Here is a 24,664-nt window from a genome sequence, read left to right on the forward strand (position 1 = left end):
TAAAAGCTCACAATCGTTACCACAACGGCATTTTTCATTAATAGAAAAATTTATTTTTGAAACCATTACACCCTTTTTTGTGAAATGGTTTCTCTCATTTTTTTTAAATTCGATAAAGTTTCCTGCTGCCTTAAGTGAGCAAGTGCAAAGTATAGTACGTCAATGACAGTGAGCTGAGCAAGTCTTGCAGACATCGCCTCTGTTCGAAAGGCCGTTTCCTGCGTCGATGTATACAACGTGACATCAGCAAGCTGGCTCAACGGAGAGCGCTGATAGCTTGTAATACCGATGGTTTTCGCGCCTTTTTCCTTTGCTGTTTTCATCGCATCGAGTAAATCTTTATTCCGTCCAGAATGAGATATACCGATCACTGTACTGTACTGGTCGAGAAGACCGGCAGACATCGCTTGAAAATGAGAATCGGTGTGAACAATACAGTTGATGCCTGTCCTCATAAATTTATGAAAAGCGTCTGTTGCAATGAGGCCAGACCCGCCACTCCCATAAAACTCTAAGCGCTTTGCTTCATGAATGATTTGTATGGCTTTTTCTACATCTTCTGGATTCAACAATTGAAAGCTATCCTTTAATGCGGATATATTCGCCTGAAAAACCTTTTGCATAAAAACGGCCGTATCATCATCAAGACTCATTTCTTCGTCTACATAATCAGGCTTTGTTTGATCTATTTCCTGGGCAATTGCAATCTTCAAATCTTGAAAGCCCTCAAATCCAAGCCTTTTACAAAGACGAAAAATCGTTGCCTCTGAGCTCGCTGTCTTTTTGGCAAGCTCGACAATAGATAAATGAATAATGTCGCCAGGTTCACTCGTAATATGTTCTGCTATTCCTTTCAGCTTTGGCGGCAACCCTCTGCTTGCTGCTCGTATTTTTTCAATACTACTTAAACTGACAGAAGCCAATTGACTTCACTCCTTCCTTTTCATGTGAGCGCATACATTTCCTCATGTTCCCATCTTATAAAAAAGAAGCCTGTTTGCACAGACTTCTTTTTTATGAATTCATCGTTTTGATCAATAAATCAAAAAAAGCTTCAGCATCTACATCCATACACACTTGGACATTGCGCTCTTTCTCCCATTGGTGCTGAAAATCACAGATCATTTGACCGTCACAAAACTCACTCTTCGTCTCCACTTCTACATGAAATGTCTGTGTGCTTACAAGCTGCTTGTTAATGGCAAGACTTACAGCAAGCGGATCATGCATGGCACACGCCCACACACCATTACGCTCAAAATAGCGCTGGCGGTAAATGCTTGTACTCTCTCTGATGTAAGCTGCCAACGTTTCATTTTGAATGGCATCGATTCTCTCATCTGTTAACAAGACCTGTCTCGTGACATCCAGCCCTACTTGAGTCAATGAAGGGAACCCAGCCTCCAGCACCAATTTTGCCGCTTCTGGATCTGCATATGTATTAAATTCCGCAACCGGTGTGACATTCCCCTGTCCCTGCACGACTCCCCCCATAAAAATGACCTCTTTCACATGATGAATCAGCTCAGGGCATTTTTTTACCGCAAGGGCTAAATTCGTTAAGGGCCCTGTCAACACAAGCGTGACCTGCTTCGAATACTGCAGCACTTGTTCAATGATAAAATCAGGCGCAAAACCAGCATCTGCGGTCTTCTTAGGCCGGGCGTCCTTTAAAGCGCCGCCAATTCCATCCTCACCGTGTACCCGATGTTCATAATGAGGTGCTCTTAAAAGAGGGGTTGCTGAACCTTTGATGACAGGAATGTTATCTGCCTCAACCAGCTCAAGCACTTTACACGTATTCAAAGTAGCGGTATCGACAGACACATTCCCGCACACCGTTGTCATCCCCAACATATCAAACTGCTTACTTTTCACTGCCAGCAAAATCCCAATCGCATCATCGATTCCAGTATCTACATCCAAGATCAATTTCTTTGTATTTGCCATGGGTGAAATCTCTCCCTTGTTTGTAAGTGTTGTTAGGTGAATGATAGCATATGCCTGCTTCAACTATTTAGGGAATATTAGCAGGTTGATCTTATTACTCTTTTTCTCCAATGTCTCTCAGATACTGTTCACGTTCTTTTTCGGTGAAACTTTTAAGATAATCCTCTTTAACTTTAGGTTCATCTTTATATTCATCCCAGTCTATAAAGCGATCTGATAAATCCTCTGAATAACTCATCGGCCCTATCTTTTTAGATCTATACTGTAATGAAGCAGAAAAATTAAATCTCTCTGGTTCATCATTCACGTATCCATTTATCACAATATCCCCCATAGGATTGATGGTCACTTTTTTTTCAAACGTTATAGTTTTAATAAAATTATGAATATCCATTTTATGTAGATCTTCTTCAATTTTTGGCTTCATCTTTTCTGCGAACTCTTCAGCTTTTTCTTGATCGCTTTTTTCTTTTTCTTGCACGAAATTTTCCCCTCCTGTATCATTTGATTTTTTTTGTTTATCCTGTTGAATAACAAGTGAAATAACTGCGATGACAATTATGCTAATTAAAACAACCAAAATTTTAATTGTTTTCTTCATTAGAAACTATCCACCTTTTGATCTTATTAATAGTAAATTTTTATGTATATTAGACCTGCATTTATAATAGATATTTATAACGCTATATACTATAATAATTAAGATAAATATAGCAGGAGTGTTAATTTTGACCAAAAAATCATATCAAAATCAATTAAATGATAAAGATTATAAAGAAATTTCCTCAAAATCCTATAACATTTTAAATTACGAGAATTCTAAATTAATAAAACTCAGTAATGGTAGAATCATGTATGTCATTAATTATCAAGAAACAAAAAATGGACTAAACGCAATGACTCTTGTATCAAAAGATGACTTTATCCGTTCAGCTAAAGGCAAAGACCTCACCAAAATCAAAAACGCCGTCATCGCCTACCGTGGTTCTGAACCGATTGGTGCAGACCAATATAAAGATACCATTAAAAAACATGGAAAAAAAGAGTCAGATGATCTTCTTTCTACCATTTTGACGAAGCTGCCTCCTTTTAGTCGGTCGAAGGGTTCACAGGAAGTGACGACTAAGTTGACAACAGGCACAACCGCCTATACAAATGAAATTGTTCAAGATTGGATGGTTTCGGATACAAAGTATCTGATTAAAAATATCCCATTTGAGCATGGTGCAGAGAATCAAATGGTTCAAGCGGATCGGTATGCGAAAGAAATCCATAAGAAAATGCCGAATGCGAAGATGTATGTCACAGGGCATTCGCTTGGCGGGTCAAATGCTTCCTATGTTCTTGTCAAAAATGATTTTATTCAAGGCGGGGTCACCTTTGAGAATCCGAATATTTACCCAAATCTATCGGATGGTCTACAAGCTAAAGCATTAAAAGGCGATTACCGCAGTAGATTAACAGAATATATCAATCTCAATGACGGGCTTTCTCTTTTAAATCGGCATACGACAGAAATCGGTCGAGTGAAAGTGATGTATGATGCCGCTCTCCCTGAAGGCGTCGATTACTCCGAGGACTCCTCAAAAGCCGTCCAATTCATAAAAGACCTCCTCAATCGGGCAATGAGTGTGAATCCTTCACTGGATGCGAATTTATTTCTTGAAGCCCTCGCTGGCAGCCATGGATTAGATCGTTATACCTTTTCGCCAGATGGCTCCGTTCAAACCATTGATGATATGTTGAGAAAAAATCCTTCTCTTACTACGGCCATGTTACAACAGTTGGGTCAATCTAATGTTGATCCGCACAGTGTAGTGGCGATATTAATTAAGTCCCACGTTCTCATGAACACAGGACGTAAATTCTCGACATATGCCGATCACCATATGCAGCAAATCATTCGCAAAATTGAGAAACTCGATGACAAAGTGGATCAATCGGTAGAACGAGTTCGTTCGAGATACAAACAAATTGTCGGTTTCGGTTCGTATGATCAGCTGACGGCATCAGATGTAGATGCCGTGATTCGTCACTTAAAAACAGAGGGTCTTGAAAATGAGTTCTATTCGGTCAAAAAGTATGATACAGCGATTGATAGCGCTATGAATATGAAAAGGTGGATGGACTCAATATCAGATGATATGAGCGATCTTGGAAAACAATACCACGATGCAGATACAGCCCTGGCGAAGAACATGGGTATTTCTTAAGGAGTACGATAAATGGAATTTTCAAAGAAACAACCAACAGATGCAGATCGTTTTTTGCAAAGAATGACAGATACGCATACATCAAGCTCCATCTTCTCAAAAGCAAACTTTGACACGGAAGACATGACACCAGCAGAGCTGGCAGCTTTGAAAGCAAAGATCAAAGAAGAACAGAAAACTGCACTTATCAGAGCCATCCGGCATCAGCTTCAAAATGAATTTGCAGATGACCGTCAAGAAGCGGAAAAAATTTTAGATCTAATCGATGAACTTCAGATCAAAGTGTATACACATCAAAATCGCATCCAAACACATATGTCAGGTCAAGCCATTGATGCCTTAATAGAAAAAATTGAACAAAGACTCAAGTTCTACGAAATGAAAGAAGATGTTCGTTCCGCCATCAACTCGATTGGCATTTAGATGAACCTTCCATCCGATGAATCTTTTCCCTGCCTCACTCGTATATACTAAAAGAGTGATTGATTTGAAAGGAGATCTGTTTGTGGGATATATTCTGTTATTTTCGGTTGTGATCGGTCTTGTCCTGACCCTTTTGCTCACACCAATTAGGTTGATTATAAGAAAGAAAGGGACAGAACAGCAGGTGCCGTTCATGTGGATTGCAGGCCTTGCTTTGCTGTTTATGATCGGTATTTTTGTTTTCTATTACATCACCAATTTAGATCGGAACCCTTCCTCCCTATGGCTGATTGGTCTTGTTGTGACAGCAGCAGGCGCCTTTTTGTCAGTTGGATTGGAGCGTAAAATCAAAGGCGTTCTGTTTCTTATTCTATTGCTGCTCGGTGTTTACATGGCGACAGCTTTTCTATTCAATGCGAATGAGAAATTCGATGTCTCCAAAATGGAGCAAAAAGTAGAAATCAAAGCGTTTGAAGAGACAGAAACACCTGCAAGTGTACCGCCTCAATTTGCCCGCAATAAAATGAAGAAATCGTTCGGACAGGTTCCAAATACAAGCTACTATGAGCTTGGAAGCTTGCAAATTCAGAAGGTCAATGGTGAGTATGTTTACATCGCTCCGGTGGAATTCTCGGACTTCTTTAAATGGATTCGTGCAGGCAGCACGCCGGGTTACTTTACATTAAGTGCGACCGACTCATCTGCTAATCCAAAGTTCGTGAAGACGGAGATGGTTTATACGCCTTCCTCCTATTTCAACAAAGAAATTGAGCGTCATATCCGTCTCCAGTACCCAGATTTGATTTTCTACGGCGATACACAGCTGGAAATCAATGATGACGGCAAGCCTTATTACATTCAAACGTATGGCGATTTCATCTCTGCACGAAACGGCTTTAAAGCTTCCGGTGTGGTCGTTGTTGATGCCAAAACGGGTGCCACGAAGAAATATGCTCTAGATCAAGTACCTACCTTTATCGATGGTGCTGTTTCACCAGAGGCGGTCAGTCTGCAAAACAGTTATTTCGGAAACTATATTCACGGGTTCTGGAACAGTATGTTTGGGAAGTCAGATGTAAAGCTGCCTTCCGATGAAGGAACGGAAGCCAATGTGAGCCCGGTGTTTGATTCAAAAGGAGATATGTATTACTTTACAGATTTCACAAGTCCGAAAGAGGGTGTTGATTCCATGCTCGGATATGCCCTGACAAATGCCCGGACAGGAAAAGCAACTTATTATACCGGAAATCTTGAAGAATCCTATATGGATTCTCAGGGCGCTCTGCAAATTATTGAGAAACGATTTATCGAGAAGAAATGGAAAGGGCGCATGCCGATTCTCTATAATTTCTATGGTGAAGCCAGCTGGCTCACACCGGTTCTCGATTCAAATGGATTCCTGCAAAACTACTTTATCGTTTCTGCAGCCAATCCAGAAATCGCTGCGTACGCGTCTACACCAAACGAAGCACTGAGAGCCTATAAAACAGCTCTGCAAAAAGGCGGCGGTACCGTTAACAGTTCCTCTAAGCAAGAAAAGAAAGAAGCAGCAGGGAAGGTCAAACGAGTCTACAAAGAAAAGACCGGTGATTATACAACCGTCACCTTCCTGCTAGACGATGGAAAAAGCTACACTATGTCATCTGAAAAAGAACCTCTCGTCATTTATTTAAAAGAAGGCGATCAGGTCACCATGAAATATACAGATACAGGTGAGATCTTCCTTCCAGTCGATGAAATCAAAATCAAAGGGTTATAAAAAAAGAAGCTTCTCCTATTTTGGAGAAGCTCCTTTTTTCTCTTTCCTTAACAATTCAACGAGCAATTCCTTATTTTTATTTCCCCCGGTCATCGGTGACTCAACATAGGAGAATTTTCGTTTGAAATCCATGCCTCTCACAGAAATAACAGCCAATTCACCGCCAATGCTGCCTCGCTGGAGGACATATTTAGATAAAACAGAAAGACCCATTCCGTGGATTACAGCTTCTTTAATGGCTTGATTGCTGCTAAAGGTCACAAAGGTTCGTGCTTTCAGTCCATTTGATTTCAGGACATGCTGTAAATATTCTCCTGTCCCTGATCCCTCTTCTCTCGTGATCCATGTTTCGTTTTGTAATTGATCAATGGTGACATCTTTCTTCTTGGCAAAAGGATGATCTAATGGCGCCACAATATACAGCTCGTCCTCTAGAAAAGTTTCTACAGAAAGCTCTTTGTCATTGGTTTGTCCTTCGATCAAACCGATATCGACATGGAATAAACGGACGTGTCCGGCGATCGCCTCTGTATTATCAATGACCACCTCAATATCAACATGCGGATAGAGCTGATGAAACTCCGCCAATATTTGCGGCAGCACATACTCACCAATTGTGAAGCTCGCCCCGATGGTCAGCTTTCCTCTTGCCAAATGATGATGCTCATAAATGTCCTGCTTCGCCTGTTCATAGAGACGAATGATTTGTTTTGATCGATGGTACAGCATATCCCCAGTTGGTGTAACGGTTAATTGCTTTGGCGAACGATTCAGCAGAACGGTCTGGAATTCCTGCTCCAAGTTCTTAATATGAAGACTGACACTCGGCTGAGAAATCCGCAGCTTTTGGGCTGCTTTTGTAAAGTTCTTCTCCTCCACCACTGTCACAAAAGTCTTCAGTGCATCGTAATACATCGGTCCCTCTCCTATCAGAAATCTTAATCCAACACCTTACATATATATATCTTACTAATTCCTTTCCAGCACGTAAAGAACCGCCTAAACGAAAATAATTTAATAAAAATATTTACTAATTTTTTTAAAGACTCTATACTAAGAGGAGATATTTTCTATAGGAGGTGCTGATTTGGCAGCTAAAATAAAGGACATTGCAGAAAAAGCAGGTTTATCCATTGCAACGGTATCTCGCGTACTGAACCAAGATCCCAACCTATCTGTCACCGATCAAACACGTGAAAAAGTATATGCCGCCGCAGAAGCTTTGTCCTACCAAAAGAAGACATTCAAACATTCATTAAAAAAAATTGCCTTTCTCTATTGGATGACCGAAAAGGAAGAGCTTGAAGATATTTATTTTAAATCCATTCGACTAGGTATTGAGGAACTGACCAACACTCGGAGTTTAAATGTTACCGCTTACAATCCGTCTGATGGCCTTCATTCCATTGATCCTGCTACAGAAGGGATCATCGCCATCGGCCGATTTAAAACGTCAGAGCTTGACCAATTATATGCTGTCACTCCGCACATTGTCTTTATTGATACGACACCAGATGAAGATCGTTTTGATTCTGTAAAGCCGAACCTGAAACGAATTGTTCAAAAGATCATCGATTCTTTTATTGAAAAAGAACACTCATCTATTGGATTCATTGGCGGCACAGATCTTGATCTCAATACGAATGAGCACATTCCAGATATTCGTGAAACGACTTTCCGTGAATACATGCTTGCCCGCCATATACTTAATGAGCGATTGGTCTATATCGGCCACCATTTCTCAGTCGATGAAGGCTATGCGCTCATGATGAAGGCGATTGATGAGCTTGGTGATGATCTGCCCACCGCTTTTTGTGTCGCTAGTGACCCTCTTGCCATCGGCTGCTTACAAGCATTAAATGAGCGCGGATTTTCTCTGCCGAATCGCGTCAGCGTTTTTAGTATCAACGATATTCATGTATCTCAATATGTGTCGCCGCCGCTCACCACGTATCATATCCATACGTCATTACTTTGTGAGACAGCGATCGATTTACTTTTAGAAAGGCTTGTGGACGGCAGAACATTGCCTAAAACTGTGCTAATTGCCTCAGAACCAGTCTTTCGGAAAAGCACCATATAATCAACTGGAAGACCCTCCTAATGTGGAGGGCTTCTTTTCTCTCTATATGAGTAAAAAAATTTACTTAATAAATTTAATAAAATATGTTTACTTTTTTTACTTAAGTTGATATTCTCACATTAAGAAAGCGTTTTCTTATCATCTGTGAAAAAAGAACGAGAGGGGATTACCAATGAAAAAGGGAAAATGGGCGACATTATCAGCAGTCGTTGGTACTGCTGTGCTTCTGCTTTCAGCATGCGGACCAGGAGATGACAATTCAAACGGGAGTCAGCCAGCATCTACAGGTACAAAGACCTTGCTAGTATGGGAGGATGTCAAAAAGTCTGATGGGATTCAAGACGCTGTAAAAGAATTCGAAAAACAAAACGATGTGAAAATCAAAGTGGTCGAAAAAGCGTATGCTGACCAAATCGAAGCTCTCCGCCTTGATGGAGCAGCCGGGACAGGCCCAGACGTCATCACAATGCCTCACGATCAAATTGGATCAGCTGTTACTGAGGGTCTGTTACAGGAAATCAAGCCTGATCAAAAAGTAATCGATTCCTTTACAGACGAATCCATTCAATCACAAACGGTAGACGGCAAGCTGTATGGCCTTCCGAAATCCGTTGAAACGACTGTGCTTTTCTATAACAAAGACCTTGTCAAAAAGGCACCAACTACACTTGATGGCTGGTATGACCTTTCGAAAAAGCTGACAAAAGACGGGAAATACGGTTTTGTTGCAAAATGGGATGAAATTTACTATGCACAAAGTGTGTTAGGCGGATCAGGGGGCTATATTTTCAAACAGAAAAGCGATGGCTCCTATGATGTGAAGGATATTGGCCTGAACAACGATGGCGCCATCGAAGGAGGAGCATACATTCAAAAATTCTTCAGCGAAGGACTTTTCCCGAAAGGCATCATTGGTGAACAAGGAATCAATGTCCTCAACTCCTTATTCACAGAGAAAAAGGCGGCAGCTGTGATTTCTGGTCCGTGGTCATTTGGTCCATATAAAGAAGCTGGAATTGACTATGGCGTAACAGAGCTGCCAACACTCCCGAACGGAAAACATATGAGCTCATTCCTAGGTGTAAAGAGCTACAACGTCTCCTCTTATTCTAAAAATAAAGACCTTGCTGAGAAATTTGTTGAGTTTATCACGAATGAAAAAAATTCGAAGAAGCGATTTGAAGTAACAGAGGAAATTCCACCAGTGAAAAAGCTGATGAAGGATCCAATTATTACTGAAAACGCAAATGCAGATGCTGTTTCAAAACAAACGAAATATGCCACGCTGACACCGAATACCCCTGAAATGGCAGAGGTGTGGAAGCCGATTGACAGCGCATTAGGTCTCATTGCAACCGGACGAACAGATGTAAAAAAGGCATTTGATGATGCGGTCAATCAAATCGACTCTCAAATTAAAGCAAATCACTCTAAATAATCATCAAACACGGGTAGCCTTTAAGTCTATCAAGCTGCCCGTATTTGATCTAATTTCATATGAAGTAGGTGTTAGACGTGACGGGTAACCTTGAACTAGACCGCACACACATAGTGGAATCAAAGACACACCGGAGACGGGCGCTAATGTTCTCCCTTATACCCGGGATGGGGCAGATATACAATAAACAGTACGGCAAAGGGGCACTTTTTTTCCTATTCGGCGTCTCTTTTATCATCGTATTTTATGATTTATTTAATATTGGCTTCTGGGGGCTGTTCACACTAGGTACGATGCTACCTCGTGACAACTCTGTTTTTCTTTTGGCAAAAGGGATTATTGCGCTGTTAACAGCTGGTTTTGGTATCGGCTTTTACGTACTCATGATGCGTGATGCTTTTATAAACGGAAAGAAACGTGATCAAGGGGTTCCGCTCCATTCCATCCGAGCTCAATATCATCAGCTTATCGACCAAGGCTTTCCTTACTTAATGAGCACTCCTGCTTTCTTTTTACTTCTATTCTCTGTTGTCTTTCCTATTATGTTCAGCTTTGCGCTGGCTTTTACGAACTACGATCTATACCACTCGCCTCCTGCCAATCTGATTGATTGGGTAGGGATCAAGAACTTTCAAAATATCTTTTCAATTGATATTTGGAGAGACACTTTCATTGATGTACTTGGCTGGACCGTCGTATGGACGTTGGCTGCGTCGACCCTTCAATGTGCCATTGGCATCTTTCTAGCGGTTCTGCTCAACCAGAAGGATTTAAAGGGAAAACGGTTTTTTAGAACGATTTTGATTCTTCCTTGGGCTGTTCCAGGTTTTGTGACCATTTTGGTGTTTGCCGGACTGTTCAACGATACATTTGGAGCCATTAACAACACACTTTTTGCATCGATTGGGATTGATCCAAAACCATGGCTAACAGATCCATTTTGGAGCAAAATCGCACTCATTGCGATGCAAACTTGGCTTGGATTCCCTTTTGTTTTCATTATGACAACCGGTGTTTTGCAGGCGATTCCAGAAGATCTATACGAAGCTGCGACCATTGATGGGGCAAACTTCTTTCAGAAATTCCGGTCCATCACGTTACCGCTTGTCCTTTATTCCATTGCGCCTATATTAATCACGCAATATACGTTTAACTTTAACAACTTTAATATCATCTACTTATTTAATGGCGGAGGACCGCCTGTGGCTGGCTCAACTGCTGGGGGAACGGACATCTTGGTTTCTTGGATTTACAAACTCACGATGCAGTCATCTCAATATGCACTTGCTGCCGCAGTCACGATCTTACTTTCAATCTTTGTCATCGCCATTGCACTCTGGCAGTTTAAGAGAACGAATTCATTCAAAGAGGAGGACATGATGTGATATGGGATCAAAACAAAACAAGCTCATTCGCCTGAGCATCACTTATTTTATCCTTTTCATTGCCTCCATTTGTATTCTATATCCACTGCTTTGGACGATTGGTGCTTCTTTTAACCCTGGGAACAGCCTGATGAGTACCAGTATGTTTCCGAAGAATCCAACGTTCAGCCATTTCACCGAGCTGTTCTTCGGTCAGGGGGCACTTTATGCAAAATGGTATTGGAACTCAATGAAGATCAGTATTGCCACTATGGTTTTAACGCTGATTCTTGTTAGTTTTACAGGCTATGCCTTTTCCAGATTCCGCTTCAAAGGACGGAAAAATGGGCTGATGCTCTTTTTGCTGCTGCAAATGATTCCTCAATTTTCAGCGCTGATTGCGATTTTTGTTCTTGCTCAAATGCTTGGACTCATTAATAGCCACCTTGCCCTGATTTTGATTTATGCAGGTGGACAAATTCCGATGAATACGTATTTAATGAAAGGCTATCTTGATGCGATTCCGAAGGATCTCGATGAATCAGCCAGAATGGATGGCGCAGGGCATTTCCGGATTTTCATCCAAATTATTATGCCGCTCGCTAAGCCCATCTTAGCCGTTGTCGCAATCAACTCATTTACAGGTCCGCTGGGTGATTTCATCATTTCCAGTGTCATTGTCCGCTCACCCGAAATGTATACGCTCCCAATCGGTCTGTACAATCTTGTGTCAGATAAAATGGGTGCCAGCTACACGACCTTTGCAGCCGGGGCTTTACTCATTGCGATTCCAGTCGCTTTATTGTTCCTTGTTTTACAAAAACAATTTGTGTCCGGTCTCACACAAGGCGGGACAAAAGGATAAGGGGAGATTTGATGAAAAAATGGTTGCTTGTCACTGTTGCCTTTTTCTTTCTGATAGGGTTAGGTGTTTTGCCTGAAGCTAAGGCAGATGCGATTTCTGTTCAGCCGATCAATGGACTGCAAGGTGATTTCATCAAGGGAGCCGATATCTCGATGCTTGCAGAAGTGGAGAAAAGCGGCGGCAAATACTACAACCAGAACGGACAGCAGGTTGATCCGCTCAAGCTATTAAAGGATAAAGGCGTCAACTATGTGCGTATCAGACTGTGGAACCATCCATATGACAATCAAGGCCGTGCCTATAACGGCGGGACAAATGATCTCAATACAGCCATCGCTTTATCGAAACGTGCAAAAGCACAAAATATGAAAGTGCTTCTTGATTTTCACTATAGTGATTTCTGGACGGATCCGGGTAAACAATTCAAACCGAAAGCGTGGGCGTCCCTCTCACAAAGTGATTTAGAAAAAGCAGTCGGCACTTACACAGGCGATGTGCTCAAAGCGATGAGAGCGCAAAATGCCTTGCCGAACATGGTTCAGGTCGGGAATGAGTTGAACTCAGGTATGCTGTGGCCAAACGGAAAAAGCTGGGGTGAAGGCGGTGGTGAATTTGATCGGCTCGCTGCTTTGCTAAAAGCTGGCTCAAATGCCGTCCGCTCTGTCGATTCAAACATCAAAATCATGCTTCACCTTGCACATGGCGGAGACAATGGTGCATCCCGCTGGTGGTTTGATGAAATCACAAAACGAGGCGTCTCATTCGATACAATCGGTTTATCTTATTACCCATATTGGGACGGCGGCTTTAGCGGTCTGACCTCCAATATGAATGATATTAGCGCCCGCTATAACAAAGACGTCATCGTGGTAGAAACTGCTTACGGCTTTACGACAGCAAACGGTGACAACCTAGATAACTCATTTAATCAAGACTCTGTCAACACAGCCGGCTATCCAGCCTCACCTCAAGGCCAGGCATCTTTTATACGAGATCTATCCGAAAAGATTTCAAAAGTAAACAACAACCGTGGGAAGGGGTTCTTTTATTGGGAGCCGCTTTGGATTCCAGCAAAAGGTGCTCCGTGGTCTAGTCAATACGGGCTCGCTTATATTCAAACCACCGGTACTGTCGGAAATGCGTGGGAAAATCAAGCGATGTTTGATTTCAACGGAAAAGCACTGCCTTCTCTTGATGTATTTAAACAAATGACACCGTAACTAAAAGGATAGGACGTGACAAAATGGGAAAGCGTTACCCACTCGTTCACCCAAATGTGAAAGGCTTTTTGCATGGTGGCGATTACAATCCAGATCAATGGCTCCATATGCCAGAGATCATTGACGAAGATTTTCGATTAATGAAGCTTGCACACTGTCAAACATTCTCCATCAACATATTCGCATGGAGTAAGCTAGAGCCAAAAGAAGGTCAATATGACTTTGCTTGGCTGGATGACATTATGGACCGCTTGGCAGCGCAGGGGGCACACGCCATTCTCGCTACGCCAAGTGGGGCAAGACCTGCTTGGCTGTCGCAAACATATCCAGAAGTATTGCGCGTCGAAGCGAATCGTCAGCGTAACTTACATGGACTGCGCCATAATCATTGCTTCACCTCTCCGGTTTATCGAGAGAAAACGAATACACTCAACCGGCTGCTTGCGGAACGCTACAAGGATCATCCAGCACTGATCATGTGGCACATTTCAAATGAGTACGGCGGCGAGTGTCATTGCGATCTTTGCCAGGAAGCATTTCGAGACTATTTGAAAAACAAATACAATCATGATCTTGAGGCTTTGAATCAAGCATGGTGGACAGGATTTTGGAGCCACACGTATAGTGATTGGTCACAAATCGAGTCACCCGCACCACACGGGGAGCACATGATTCACGGCATGAACCTGGATTGGAAACGCTTTGTCACAGCGCAAACGATTAATTTTTATCAAAATGAAATTGAACCGCTGCGGGAATTGACGCCTCATATCCCAGTAACCACGAACTTTATGGGTGACTATCCGCATATGCGTCCATTCCTTGGGCTGGATTATCATCAATTTGCTAAAGAGGTCGATGTGATCTCATGGGATAGCTATCCTGCTTGGCATAGCGGTAGAGAAACAACTGCCGAATTAGCATCAAATGTCGCCTTTGTACATGATTTGTATCGTTCCTTAAAGGACGGACAGCCGTTTCTCGTCATGGAGAGTACGCCGAGCCTTGTGAACTGGCATGAAGTGAACAAGGTCAAACATAAAGGCATGGCACACCTTTCTGCCATGCAGGCCATTGCCCACGGATCAGACTCCGTGCTTTATTTCCAGTGGCGGCAAGGCCGAGGCGCCTCTGAGAAATTCCACGGTGCCGTTGTCGATCATTCTGGCCATGAACATACGCGCGTGTTTCAAGAGGTAGCTGATCTAGGAAAACAACTGGAGCAGCTGCAGCCAATTGCGGGCACATCCGTTCAGCCAGAGGTTGCCATCATTTACGATTGGGAAAACCACTGGGCCATTGATGATGCGCAAGGCTTAAATAATACAAACAAACGCTATGTAGAGGCTTGTCAAACTCACTATCGAAGCTTTTGGAAAAAAGGTATCCCTGTTGACATTGTCGGAATGGAAAAGGATTTCTCATCCTATCGTGTGCTCATTGGGCCAATGCTCTACATGATCAAACCAGGCGTTGCAGAAAAAATTGAAGCCTTTGTCAAAGCGGGCGGCATTTTTATTGCGACTTACTGGAGCGGCATGGTCGATGAAAATGATCTCTGTTTCCTCGGCGGTTTCCCTGGTCCTCTCCGCCATGTACTTGGCATTTGGGCAGAGGAAATCAACACTTTGATGCCAGATGAACATGTGTTAATGACGACAGGGAATGGACGCACCTATCATGTCGGACAATATTGCGAATCCATACATCCTGAAACGGCCTCTGTGCTAGGGCATTTTGAGAATGGCTGCTACGAAGGACAGCCAGCCCTGACTGTCCGTTCATTAGAAAAAGGGAAGGCATACTATATGGCCTCAGAAAATGAACAGGCTTTTTATGATGAGTTTTACGAAGATCTTATCGCAGGTATTGGCATACAGCCCGTCCTATCCAGTGCAATTCCAGAAGGAGTCAGCGTACAAAAACGAACAGACGGTACGCAGGACTATGTGTTTTTGATGAATTTTTCAGAAGAGCAGCAGAACATGTCACTAGATTCAGAGGCAAGCTATGAGAATATACTGACTGGCCAGCAAGTGCCTGAGCAGCTTCAACTTGATCCTTACGAGTACGTCATCTTGAAAAAATAATTGAAAGAAGCGTCCATTTATTGGGCGCTTTTTGATTTAAATAAGTATATATACCCATATTTATCGCTGTAAATTTATTAGTTATTTTTTATCTAAATTTTTTTGCAATATTTGATGCCGCATTATGACTGGACTCTCCATCCTTTTTTACCATTGTATAGGTATGAAAGCGGTTGCTTCATACTCATAAATTTGATAATCTTTTTTTTCAATGCACCTGTGGGAGTGCATTGAATGAAAAGAATAGATAAATGTAAACGGTTTATTTGCAGGGGGAGGGGCTTATGTTAACGTTTGTTGGATTGATGATTATTTTAACGATTGTTGTGCTGCTGATTTGGGGGAAAGCAAGTCCAATTGTCGCCATGGTCATGGTGCCTTTAATAGGGGCGCTCATCGCGGGATTTGGGATCAATGACATTCAAACCTTCTTTGAGGAAGGGATTATCAAAGTATTGCCGGTGGCGACCATGTTTATCTTCGCCATTTTATTTTTTGGCATTTTGCAAGATACAGGGTTCTTTGAACCTGTAATTAAAGCTTTAATCAAGCTGACAAAAGGAAATGTTGTCACAGTTGCAATGGGAACTGCTTTGATTGGGGTTATCGCACACTTAGACGGAGCAGGGGCTACGACCTTTTTATTAACTGTACCTGCACTGCTTCCGCTTTATAAAAAATTACATATGAGTCCTTATTTACTGCTGTTATTAATCGGGACGAGTGCCGGATTAACCAATATGATTCCATGGGCCGGACCGACTGGACGGGCAGCAAGTGTCCTAAATATGGATCCCTCTGAACTGTGGGTGCCGCTCATTCCAATTCAGCTCATAGGCGTTGTGCTCGTATTAGGGATGGCATTCATTTTAGGAAAAAGGGAAGAAAAACGAATTCGGGTGAAAATTGCTGCAAATGAAATAGCTGCGGTTCAACTAGAAGGGGCAGATTGGGATCGTGCCATTCAGTCTATTAGTGAAACGGGAGACGCCTCTTTAAAGCGTTATCATCTCATCTGGGTCAACCTCATCCTATTTGTATCTGTTGTCGTGCTTCTTGTGTTGAACGTGATTCCTGCTAGTTTTATGTTTATGATTGGCCTGTCACTGGCACTATTGATTAACTTTCCGAATGTGAATCTGCAAATGGAAAGGATCAAGGCACACGCACCTAGTGCGCTGATGATGGCGGCTGTCATTTTCTCCGCAGGGTCATTTTTAGGAATTCTTGAAGGCACGGGGATGCTGAAAGCCATTGCTGTGGACAGTATTCACATTTTACCAGCCTTCTTGCTGCCATTTTTACATATCATTGTTGGGCTGCTTGGGGTGCCGCTGGATATGCTGACAAGTACAGATGCCTATTATTACGCCCTTCTGCCAATTGTTGAATCCATTACATCTGAAGTTGGCGTAACAGGCACTTCTGCGGCATATGCCATGATGATTGGGAACATCATCGGAACCTTTGTCAGCCCGCTTGCTCCCGCTGTTTGGCTCGCTGTAGGTCTTGCAGGGGTTGATATGGGGAAACACATCCGCTACTCTTTCTTTTGGATGTGGGGATTCAGTATTATTCTTCTGTTCGTGGCGATGCTGATTGGCATCATTTAAAAAGAAAGACATGCGCGGATATGCGCATGTCTTTTCTATCATTATGAAGGATATTCACTTGTGTGAATGTCTGTATTCGGCTTTCTAATAAGAGACATTAATCCAATGATAAACAATAGAACCATTGGAGCGAATGCAAGGCCGACTGTTCCAATTAAAAGAGTCACAGCAGAAACCAAGAAAAGAATACCTGATAGCACGGCACGGCGGTCAGTTTTCAAGAAAATCACGCCGACAATCGACAGCACAGCCGCAATTGCGGAAACGACCATGAACTGAGTACCAAATGCCTGAACCGAAGCCTGAAGCGTTTCGATCGGCAATGTTTCTCCTTCCTCTTTTAACACTTCATTGATTTCATCATAAACTGATGGACCTATGGAAAGGAATAATGCTCCAATTCCAACACCAATGGCATTGAGGACAATACTAATAATCCCCATAATTTTTTCACCTTTACGTTTAATCATGTGTAAACCTCCTAAAAAGTTAAATTAACCTGTTTTCACTTCACGCTTTTGGAAAACAATTAAGGCAATGGCTAAGAAAATAGCCCAATAGATGACTAGGACGATTAATGAGAATCCTAGAGACATACCTTCAATAAAAGTAGGTGTGTCCGCGAAATATTGTGCAGGATCGTTGGCAAACAATAAGTATTTCGCCCAATCAAAGAAGAACATCAAAATGCTTGTGATGGATGCTCCAACAATATAAGCTAACACACTAATCGCAATAGAAAGGGCCTCACTTCTAAATACCGTTGAAATGGCAAAAGAAAGTGTTCCTAGTACAACAAACATAGCACAATGTGCCAAATAATATGACACCATATTTGTAAGCTGAGATTGTTCAATGACTTTACCATTTTGATAGGACAAGTACACATAATCATGATTAAGTCCAAAGAAGATCGCACCTAGAATAAATGACAGGATAAATAGGACCGCGATCAGAAATAGAGAGTAAAGTTGAACGGTAAAGTATTTAGATAAAAGAATTTTCATTCTTGATGGTGGACGGATGAGTAATAATTTAATTGTACCATGCTTATATTCAGCCGAGACAATCGTCGCTGCAATGATAATCACAAATACACCGACCAGCTGAAGCAAATCAGCATTGATCTTCACATAAGTCCATGCATTTTTACCGAATTGATCTACAGGAGGTAAATTATGCTTGATTCGATACTCATTGATTGCTATTTCGCTTTCAAGGGATCTCTTATAAAATCCTATATTATCCTCTTTCAATTCTTCCTTGTTTGCTTTATTGATCGCTTGCAGTTCAGTCTTCCAATCACTTGAAGCTTGATCTTTGTCATTTGTTTTCACTGCAAAGATCAGCGTGGCAACCATACCTAATACAAGAAGCCCAACCATAATCCAAGTACCAATACGATAACTGATCTTCATCCACTCGTTTTGAATGAGGCGAATCATACGTCTGCCTCCTTTTTACCTGTTAAGCTTAAGAACTTATCTTCTAAGGTTTGTTTTTCGATTTTGATTTCGTACAAATGAATAGACGCGCTGCTCAAATGACGAATTAATTCTGGCATTTTTTCTTCTAGCATAGAGAAAAATAAGTACTGCTCTTCTTCCCTTACAGTGACGCCTTCCTCAAATGCACCAATGAGCTTCTGTGCTTCTTCAAGCTCACCAGCTGCTACCTTCATTCGATAATTAACCAAATCATCCTGCTTCGTCTCAGCACGCTGATCCTCAATGGCAACTAGCTTTCCTGTTTGGATAATTGCAAAGCGATCACACATCAATTCCATCTCTGACATGAGGTGACTTGAAACAATAACAGCCAGCCCTTCTTCCTTTGCGAGCCTTCTCAAGTAATCTCGTATCATTCGAATCCCCTCAGGATCAAGTCCATTGGTTGGTTCATCTAAGATTAGCAGTTTCGGTCTATGTATGAGTGCCTGCGCAATGCCCAATCGCTGTTTCATTCCTAATGAAAATGTACTCACACGTTTATGTTTCACATGCTGTAAGCTGACTAGCTCTAACAGCTCATCAATTCGCGCTTCATCCACTTTCCCATTCATTCTGGCAAAGTGAACAAGATTTTGTCTTGCCGTTAAGTGATTATACATTTCTGGGTTTTCAATAATGGCACCGACATCTTGGATGGCATGCTGATAGGAGGTTTGAATACTATGACCATTAATCAGAATGTCACCAGATGTAATGGGAGAAAGACCGACCATCATACGAATGGTTGTTGTTTTCCCTGCACCATTTGGTCCTAAGAAGCCAAAGACTTCGCCCGCTTGGACAGAAAAGCTCAAGTCTTGAACAATCTTTTTCCCGCGAATATGCCTAGATACATTATGCAGTTCTAAAACGTTCGTCACGTTACCTCTCCTTCTTTGTCTAAGTATCATCTATCATTCTATTTCCTGATAAACACCATGATCCGTCAAAAATAGAAATACACTTCCATATGGTACAGCAATGCCCAAAAGTTGTGAAGGGGATTAGCCAAAATTTAGCGAATCATCTGCCTTTTTTAAGGTAGGGTTAAGAAAACTGCGGATTTTTATGTGAAAAGAGGCTTGATTTTTTAAAAAATGAACCTTTTTCAACAGGTATATATGTATGGAATTTTGTTTGAGATTATTCCTTTCACCTATAAATAAAGAAAAGAGGCCTCTTACAGCCTCCTTTCATACATTATATCTTCTTCACAAACTCTGATTTTAATTTCATTGCGCCGAAGCTAGGAATTTTACAATCAATGTTATGATCGCCTTCCACTAAACGAATGCCTTTGACCTTCGTTCCTATTTTCAAAACGGATGAAGAACCTTTTACTTTTAGGTCTTTAATAACAGAGACCGTGTCCCCATCACTTAACAGGTTCCCATTCGCATCTTTGACAACAAGCTGTTCCTCTGCCGCTTGTTCTTGTTCAAGTGACCATTCATGCGCACACTCAGGACAAACCAGCAGACTGCCGTCCTCGTATGTATAAGGTGAGCTGCACGAAGGACAATTCGGTAGATTAGACATTTTTGTTTCCTCCAACTTTCTACATCATTTATATCGATTTTACCACATTTCTATAGAAGGAATGTGATAGAAAAGGAAACATTTTTCATCGTTTACTTTTTTATTCCAAATTCTAACACAGCTGCGATATTCCGAGCTGTTCTCTCTACATGAAGATTCGCATCGCGTATCGCCTCAGAAAGAGAGGTGATACCTGGAACAATACTAAAAAGTGCATCAATTCCATGATCATGTACGACTGCACTGTCTTTTGAAAGAGAGCCTGCGATGGCAATCACGGGCAGATTATACTGCTTCGCTGCTTTGGCTACGCCGATTGGCGTTTTTCCATAAATGGTCTGCCGGTCAATTCGGCCTTCTCCCGTAATGACAAGGTCTGCCTCCTTGATGATGTCATCAAAATGAACAGCTTTCAGCACAATATCGATTCCTCTTTGCAAATCTGCTTTTAAAAAGCCTAATAAACTCGCACCAAGTCCTCCTGCCGCTCCTGCCCCTGCTGCATCTTCAAAGGATATATTGAACTGCTTTTCAGCTACTCGTGCAAAATGAGCTAGATTCTTGTCTAACACTTGAACCATTTCTTCATCTGCTCCCTTTTGAGGGCCGAAAACGGCAGACGCTCCTCTCTCACCTGTTAAAGGATTATCCACATCACAAGCCGCCTCCAGCCGGACAGATTGCAGCCTTGGATCGAGTCCAGATAAATCAATTGAAGCTAATTGATGAAGTGCCCCGCCGCCTGACGTCAGTGCATGTCCTGTTTTATCAAGGAAAGCTGCACCTAATCCTTGCATCATTCCAACACCGCCATCATTTGTTGCACTTCCGCCAAGCCCAATGATCACATGCTTCGCTCCTTTATCCATCGCTGCAAGTATTAATTCACCAGTTCCTCTCGATGTCGTCCATAACGGATTACGTTTTTCTCGCGGAACAAGGTGTAATCCAGAGGCTGCAGCCATCTCTATGACAGCAGTCTGACTGTCCCCTAACATGCCAAAAAAAGCATCCACAGGCTCACCAAGCGGGCCCGTGACCACTTGATAAACAATATGCCCGCCCGTCGCATCAACCAACGATTGAACAGTTCCCTCTCCGCCATCTGCCATTGGCAGTTTGATATACTCTGCGTGTGGCAAAATAGAACGAAATCCTCGTTCAATGGCACATGCTGTCTCATAAGCAGACAAACTTTCTTTAAATGAATCTGGTGCGATCACAATTTTCATCCTATCAGCCCCTCATTTCTTATCATGTCCTCAGCCAAACAGCTGGAAAACGCCAAAAATAATGGTCGATACAACGGTTAACGTCAAACCGATTAACGATTCAAAAGGCATGAGCTTTAAACGCTCTTTAATATCCATTTGAACACTTCCTGCTGTTGCATGGAAAAAGCTCCCGTGCGGCATATGGTCAAGCACTGTTGCGCCAGCATGAATCATGGCTGCCCCTGAAAGAGCAGACACACCAAGCCCAATCAGTGTTCCGCTAAACACACCACTCGCTACCGCCGTGCCAGCTGTTGTCGAAGCAGTAGCGGCTGACATAAATATCCCTGAAGTTGGTGCAAGTAAATATGGAGGTAAACCCGATGCATCAAGTGCCTGAATAAACACATCTTTTAAGGAAGAATTCGATACGATTCCTGCTAACGTACCTGTCCCTAATAACATGATCGCGACACCTGACATTTTATGAAGACCTGACATCGCATAATCATTGAGAAATTTCCCTTTTTTCATGAAAAGAGCGCCTACAATCCCTCCAATTGGTAAGGCGATCATTGGATCTATATTGATTTGAAAAAGCGGCCTTAAAGCCAACAATAAAATGGTAACCAGCGGACCAGCCAGCGCTTGAAAAAAAGCAGGTATTTGAACTTTACTTTGCCCGGTTTCCTCTTCAAGAACGGGCGTTCCCTTGTTTGCAAGCTTTTTAGCTAATACATATGTAACCGCCAGCCCGAACACAGCTGGAATGACACCCGCAGCCACCATTGAAGTCAGAGGTACACCAAAAGCATCTGAAGCGGCAATGGCATTCGGATTCGGTGACATGATATTTCCTGCCTTCCCGCCTCCAATCATAGCAAGGAGAATTCCCGTTTTTGAGAGCTTTGCGCGTTTAGCAATGGCTAGTGCGATGGGCGCTACCGTAATAACCGCAACATCTACAAAAACGCCCACTGTTGTTAAAATCATCGTTGCAAGTGCGAGTGCTAATAGTGCCCTCGCCTCACCAAGCCTTCTCACGATGGCCTCAGCGATCGATAACGCAGCACCCGACTCAATGAGAACACCAGCCAGTACACCTGCCGCCATAATTCTAAGGACAGCTGGAATCATGTCCTTAGCACCTTCCATCATGACGTTGACTGTCTGAACAATATCTACACCGCCAACCAAGCCGCCTATAAATGCACCTGCCAGCATGCCATAAGCAGGTGATACTTTTTTTAGAATGAGAACAATCGCGATCACAAGCGCCGCCATGGCTCCCAAAGTACTTACCGTTACATCTCCACTCATCCTCAATCCCCCTAAAAATATCTTTCTCCAATTGTAAGCGTTTACCCAAAGGGATTGTGTTGTGAATCTGGATGAACTTTTTTCATCTATCACTCTACTCAATTGTGCATTTGCACAATCAAGATAATTGATTCATTAGCTGCGCCATATAAAGCTCGATTAACTGTTTTACATGACGAGGGTCTTTTCCAGTCAATTCTTGAATTTTGTCTAAACGATAACGCAATGTATTCCGATGAATAAATAAACGATCAACAATGCTCTGCAAATCACCGCCCTCTTCAATGTAAACCCTTAATGTATGGGCGAGCTCTGCTTCTTGTGTCAGCGGCTTGTAAAAGTCAGTCCATCGACTTTTCTTTTCAGCAATTCCCGCAATCATGAATAAGCTTTCCAGCTGATAAGACTCAAAGAAATACATACTTTCTTCCGGATCAAGAGCTTTCCCTAATCTCAGGGCTTCTCTCGCATGCTGAAAAGAAATTGGCAGCTGGCTGATGTCGTCAGCGACAGTCCCTATCCCCACTAGCACTTGGCCTCCTATTGCTCTTTGCATTGTTCTTTGCAGATGACCTGCCATCTGCTTTAATTGATGTTCAGGTATGGAATGACTTAAAAGAATCAATTCATGACAAAAGGTCATACCAAGTAAATCATCCGCCTTCTTATCATATTGAATCGCATGCATCAATTTATGAACAGCATCCTCTGAGGATGGAACTGGCTGAAAAGCAATAGCCCTTCGGCGCTTGTCTAAATCCATTCCCAGCCAAGCAGCTCGATTTTTCAGCTGATGATCCCCAACATCAGAATATGAAATCAACTGATTGACAATTTCACTTTCTATTCGATGACGCCATTGAACCCGTTCGAGCAGAAAAGATTGCTCTAACACCAGTTCAGCTGCCATCTTCACCAGCTCGGCATGATGCCGAATGTCCTCTGGCTCACCAGTAATCCCAATCACACCAACTACTTGTTCATGAAAGCAAATAGGCAGGTTGATCCCCGGTCTCACTCCTTCTAAGCGCAAGGAGGTCTCATGGTCAATTTCCACACTGTTCCCGCTTGTCAGAACAAGTCTTGCACCATCATGTTTCTGGCCAATCCTGTTTCGTTCACCAGAACCAATAATGACACCATCTGCATTCATCACATTGATGTTTTTATGTAAAATATGCATCGTACGTTCAACCATTTCTTGAGCCAATTCACTGGTTAAAAATTGCATGAGGCATCTCTCCTGAAGGTGTTTTCATTCAATGTATCATAGTGTCTTTGAACAATAAATGCAAAGTGTTTAAAAACCAGCCATTGACAAAGACACCCTAAAAAGTGTTTAATCAAATCAAAGACCGACCGACAGTCTAGTTAAAAGAAAGGATGGCTTTATGAGAACCGTTAAACATCCTGAGGAACGTAAAAATGACATATTAAACGCAGCAGAAGCGCTTTTTTCAACCAAAGGCTATCAGAAAACAACGATTATTGACATATTAAAAGCCGTTGGCATTGCAAAAGGCACCTTTTATTACTACTTTGCATCGAAAGAAGAAGTAATGGATGCCATTATTGACAGGATCATCAAAGAAGATATCATCGTGGCAAAGCGTATTGCGGCTGATCCAGACCTTCCAGTCGTTGACAAACTATTTCGTATCATCATGGCGCAATCACCTCAGCAAGGAAGCCATAAACAGGGGATGATCGATCAGTTCCATCAGCCTTCTAATGCAGAAATGCATCAAAAAAGCTTAATTAAAGCCATTAAAGAACTATCACCAGTGTTGGCAGATGTCATTCAGCAAGGTGTAGAGGAAGGGACATTCAAAACGAAGTATCCGCAAGAGACGGTTGAATTCCTTCTCGCTTCTGCACAGGTCATATTTGATGAAGGCCTGTTTCAATGGACAGCCGAAGAAAGTATACAACGCGCTTTAGCTTTTATCGATATACTCGAATCCTCATTGCATGCAGATAAGGGGAGCTTTTCCTTCCTGCTGAAGCGATTATCTGGTGAGCAGGATGAAAATAATCAGTGATTGGTCACTTCAATACCAATCCTGCATACATTATAGACTGA

General features: G+C 42.3%; 22 protein-coding genes. 11 read left to right on the forward strand and 11 right to left on the reverse strand.

The genetic code is table 11. The features are described 5' to 3' along the window. Positions 1-65 precede the first annotated feature (65 nt). From NSQ72_RS18530 to NSQ72_RS18540, 3 genes are all read right to left on the reverse strand, one after another. On the reverse strand, positions 66-923 hold the full coding sequence (locus tag NSQ72_RS18530) for a MurR/RpiR family transcriptional regulator (protein WP_212039541.1): 858 nt from the start codon (positions 921-923) through the stop codon (positions 66-68). Positions 924-1,014: 91 nt separating this feature from the next. Beyond that, positions 1,015-1,950 (reverse strand): nucleoside hydrolase, encoded by a 936-nt coding sequence (locus tag NSQ72_RS18535; RefSeq protein ID WP_047203718.1) that lies wholly within the window; start codon positions 1,948-1,950, stop codon positions 1,015-1,017. 94 nt (positions 1,951-2,044) lie between these two features. After that, positions 2,045-2,551, reverse strand: a complete 507-nt coding sequence (locus NSQ72_RS18540; RefSeq protein WP_341084923.1) for a DUF1433 domain-containing protein — start codon at positions 2,549-2,551, stop codon at positions 2,045-2,047. 127 nt (positions 2,552-2,678) lie between these two features. On the opposite strand from NSQ72_RS18540, the gene NSQ72_RS18545 reads away from it, so the two are divergent. The 3 genes from NSQ72_RS18545 (at position 2,679) to NSQ72_RS18555 (ending at position 6,345) form a co-directional block, all read left to right on the forward strand. After that, positions 2,679-4,163: a lipase family protein gene (locus NSQ72_RS18545; RefSeq protein WP_341084924.1), complete on the forward strand. Its 1,485-nt coding sequence runs from the start codon at positions 2,679-2,681 to the stop codon at positions 4,161-4,163. A gap of 12 nt (positions 4,164-4,175) precedes the next feature. After that, on the forward strand, positions 4,176-4,586 hold the full coding sequence (locus NSQ72_RS18550) for a hypothetical protein (protein WP_047203721.1): 411 nt from the start codon (positions 4,176-4,178) through the stop codon (positions 4,584-4,586). An 82-nt stretch (positions 4,587-4,668) separates the two neighbouring features. Beyond that, positions 4,669-6,345: a hypothetical protein gene (locus NSQ72_RS18555; RefSeq protein ID WP_341084926.1), complete on the forward strand. Its 1,677-nt coding sequence runs from the start codon at positions 4,669-4,671 to the stop codon at positions 6,343-6,345. A 15-nt stretch (positions 6,346-6,360) separates the two neighbouring features. Here the strand turns inward: NSQ72_RS18555 and NSQ72_RS18560 are convergent, their stop codons facing one another. Continuing rightward, positions 6,361-7,260 carry a LysR family transcriptional regulator gene (locus NSQ72_RS18560; RefSeq protein WP_144489765.1) on the reverse strand — a complete coding sequence of 300 codons (900 nt, stop codon included), beginning with the start codon at positions 7,258-7,260 and terminating at the stop codon, positions 6,361-6,363. A gap of 172 nt (positions 7,261-7,432) precedes the next feature. On the opposite strand from NSQ72_RS18560, the gene NSQ72_RS18565 reads away from it, so the two are divergent. The 7 genes from NSQ72_RS18565 (at position 7,433) to NSQ72_RS18595 (ending at position 17,018) form a co-directional block, all read left to right on the forward strand. After that, positions 7,433-8,428, forward strand: a complete 996-nt coding sequence (locus tag NSQ72_RS18565; RefSeq protein ID WP_341084928.1) for a LacI family DNA-binding transcriptional regulator — start codon at positions 7,433-7,435, stop codon at positions 8,426-8,428. 172 nt (positions 8,429-8,600) lie between these two features. Next, positions 8,601-9,866: an extracellular solute-binding protein gene (locus tag NSQ72_RS18570; RefSeq protein WP_212039537.1), complete on the forward strand. Its 1,266-nt coding sequence runs from the start codon at positions 8,601-8,603 to the stop codon at positions 9,864-9,866. Positions 9,867-10,012: 146 nt separating this feature from the next. Beyond that, positions 10,013-11,251, forward strand: coding sequence for a carbohydrate ABC transporter permease (locus NSQ72_RS18575; protein ID WP_047203725.1), 1,239 nt, complete (start codon positions 10,013-10,015; stop codon positions 11,249-11,251). A gap of 1 nt (position 11,252) precedes the next feature. Continuing rightward, entirely contained in the window at positions 11,253-12,095 is an 843-nt protein-coding gene (locus NSQ72_RS18580; protein ID WP_041087477.1) for a sugar ABC transporter permease, read from the forward strand. Between the two features lie 11 nt (positions 12,096-12,106). Continuing rightward, positions 12,107-13,315, forward strand: coding sequence for a glycoside hydrolase family 53 protein (locus NSQ72_RS18585; protein ID WP_107162820.1), 1,209 nt, complete (start codon positions 12,107-12,109; stop codon positions 13,313-13,315). Between the two features lie 23 nt (positions 13,316-13,338). Then, positions 13,339-15,405, forward strand: a complete 2,067-nt coding sequence (locus NSQ72_RS18590; protein ID WP_341084932.1) for a beta-galactosidase — start codon at positions 13,339-13,341, stop codon at positions 15,403-15,405. Between the two features lie 284 nt (positions 15,406-15,689). Further along, the gene (locus tag NSQ72_RS18595) at positions 15,690-17,018 is read left to right on the forward strand and encodes a CitMHS family transporter (RefSeq protein WP_341084933.1); all 1,329 of its coding nucleotides are present in this window, start codon (positions 15,690-15,692) and stop codon (positions 17,016-17,018) included. A 41-nt stretch (positions 17,019-17,059) separates the two neighbouring features. Here the strand turns inward: NSQ72_RS18595 and NSQ72_RS18600 are convergent, their stop codons facing one another. The 7 genes from NSQ72_RS18600 to NSQ72_RS18630 all read right to left on the reverse strand — a co-directional run bounded on the left by NSQ72_RS18600 (position 17,060) and on the right by NSQ72_RS18630 (position 23,812). Next, positions 17,060-17,488 (reverse strand): DUF4064 domain-containing protein, encoded by a 429-nt coding sequence (locus NSQ72_RS18600; protein ID WP_341084934.1) that lies wholly within the window; start codon positions 17,486-17,488, stop codon positions 17,060-17,062. A 24-nt stretch (positions 17,489-17,512) separates the two neighbouring features. Continuing rightward, positions 17,513-18,463: an ABC transporter permease subunit gene (locus NSQ72_RS18605; RefSeq protein WP_126682533.1), complete on the reverse strand. Its 951-nt coding sequence runs from the start codon at positions 18,461-18,463 to the stop codon at positions 17,513-17,515. Then, positions 18,460-19,389: an ABC transporter ATP-binding protein gene (locus NSQ72_RS18610; protein ID WP_126682534.1), complete on the reverse strand. Its 930-nt coding sequence runs from the start codon at positions 19,387-19,389 to the stop codon at positions 18,460-18,462. Before NSQ72_RS18610 ends, NSQ72_RS18605 begins: the two co-directional genes overlap by 4 nt. Before the next feature lie 319 nt (positions 19,390-19,708). Continuing rightward, positions 19,709-20,047 (reverse strand): zinc ribbon domain-containing protein YjdM, encoded by a 339-nt coding sequence (locus tag NSQ72_RS18615; protein WP_024423969.1) that lies wholly within the window; start codon positions 20,045-20,047, stop codon positions 19,709-19,711. Positions 20,048-20,139: 92 nt separating this feature from the next. Continuing rightward, positions 20,140-21,279: a glycerate kinase gene (locus tag NSQ72_RS18620; protein ID WP_341084936.1), complete on the reverse strand. Its 1,140-nt coding sequence runs from the start codon at positions 21,277-21,279 to the stop codon at positions 20,140-20,142. Between the two features lie 30 nt (positions 21,280-21,309). Continuing rightward, complete coding sequence (locus NSQ72_RS18625; RefSeq protein WP_341084937.1) at positions 21,310-22,581, reverse strand: GntP family permease; 1,272 nt, start codon at positions 22,579-22,581, stop codon at positions 21,310-21,312. A 118-nt stretch (positions 22,582-22,699) separates the two neighbouring features. Beyond that, the gene (locus NSQ72_RS18630) at positions 22,700-23,812 is read right to left on the reverse strand and encodes a CdaR family transcriptional regulator (protein ID WP_341084938.1); all 1,113 of its coding nucleotides are present in this window, start codon (positions 23,810-23,812) and stop codon (positions 22,700-22,702) included. A 160-nt stretch (positions 23,813-23,972) separates the two neighbouring features. Here NSQ72_RS18630 and NSQ72_RS18635 point away from each other — a divergent pair, with 160 nt between their 5' ends. After that, the gene (locus NSQ72_RS18635) at positions 23,973-24,623 is read left to right on the forward strand and encodes a TetR/AcrR family transcriptional regulator (protein WP_039182718.1); all 651 of its coding nucleotides are present in this window, start codon (positions 23,973-23,975) and stop codon (positions 24,621-24,623) included. Positions 24,624-24,664 lie beyond the last annotated feature (41 nt).

The organism is Bacillus sp. FSL R5-0659 (assembly GCF_038008785.1).
Taxonomy (GTDB): Bacteria; Bacillota; Bacilli; order Bacillales; family Bacillaceae; genus Bacillus; species Bacillus safensis.